The sequence below is a fragment of the Oribacterium sp. NK2B42 genome, assembly GCF_000424445.1.
GTDB lineage: Bacteria > Bacillota > Clostridia > Lachnospirales > Lachnospiraceae > Oribacterium.
Map to the genome: position 1 here is coordinate 1 of NZ_AUJX01000099.1, position 1,541 is coordinate 1,541.

Here is a 1,541-nt window from a genome sequence, read left to right on the forward strand (position 1 = left end):
CCTTGATAGAATTAAGGTGCTAAAACAAAAAACTAAACGAAGGAGAAGTCCTATGATTAGTGTACTCGACAGCACTCTTGATTGCAACAAATCCCTTAAAATAAATTTCAATGGAGGCGATCTTTCCTCCGATGCGGGTCTTATCTTGTTTAAAGAATTCTTTCACAAGATTGGCCTCGAAAAGTTATTGAAGAATAAGTTTAAAACACACGACAAAGCATTGTTCCGTCATCACACGGATCCAGAGAATCTTCTTCAGAGTATTTACCAGATATTCGGCGCTTACTTTGAAGATGACTGTGCCGATGAGCTAAGACATGACCCTGTTATGAGGACGATCCTTAACAAAGATAACCTCGCTTCGCAGCCCACCATGTCCAGGTTTTTTAACCGTATGGACGAGTCTACTATGCAACAGTTATCGGAGGTCACCAGAATACTTCGGAGAAGACTTTATTCTGTGCAAATACCTGAATTCCTGTTGCTAGATCTTGATTCTACTCTTCTCGATACCTACGGTAAGCAGGAAGGTAATGGTTTCAACTATCATTATCAGAGCTATGGATATCATCCATTAGTCTGCTATGATGGTCTGACAGGTGATCTCCTGAAGATTCAACTTCGCGACGGTACTGATTACTCTTGCACCGGAGTTGTTGATTTTCTCCAGTCAATCCTGAATGAATTGAGCGAAGACTGTCCTGATACAAAACTGTTCTTACGTGGAGACAGTGGCTTTGCCACACCTGATCTTTATGAGCAGTGTGAGTCAAATGGAATTTCCTACGCCATACGCCTGAAGGAAAATCCTGTACTTATCCGTAGTGCAAAGGACATCGAGGATGACCTTACTGATAAGGTAAAAAAAGATGCTTTATCATATGCAGTGTCTTACGGTGAGTTCATGTATAAAGCTGCTAAATGGCCTTATGCCAGACGTGTTGTCTGCAAGGTGGAGAAACCCGCAAATCAGATGGTGTTTCTTCATACATTCGTAGTCACCAACATGGACTCTGAACCATTAGATGTGATCCACTTTTACTGCAAGCGTGGAACCATGGAGAACTTTATAAAAGAAAGCAAAAACGGTTTTGATTTTGCTGCAGTCAGCAGCTCATCAAAGCTCGTGAATGCAAATCGCCTCCAGATTCATGCATTGGCATATAACTTATTCAATTGGTTCAAACGGCTTGTACTCCCAATGAAGTTCAGAAAACTTCAGGCAGATACAATCCGTATGAAGCTGATCAAAATAGCTGCAAAAGTAGTTCGATCAGCAAGATACATGGTATTCAAACTCTGTAGCAGTTGTCCATATCAGGAAGAGTTCATTGAGACACTTTCAAACATCAGGCAACTTCAAGTTGAGTTGGAATAGCAACTTAGTGGAACTTTGACAGCTTAAAAGGATTTCTTTCCAACGATTACGGGATTTTTGCGCCCTTTTTTCGGTAGATAACTGTTGATTCTTTTAAGGTTGTTTTTAAAATTATCCGCAGAGGCTAAATTGAGTGAACTTATACCTCCGTGAATAATTCAGG

1 protein-coding gene is annotated in these 1,541 nt (G+C 40.6%); it reads left to right on the top strand.

All coding sequences use genetic code 11. From position 1 onward, the window contains the following. Positions 1-55: 55 nt before the first annotated feature. A complete protein-coding gene (locus tag G625_RS0114645) occupies positions 56-1,378 on the top strand; it encodes an IS1380 family transposase (protein WP_029201684.1) in 1,323 nt (440 codons plus the stop codon). Positions 1,379-1,541: the final 163 nt, after the last annotated feature.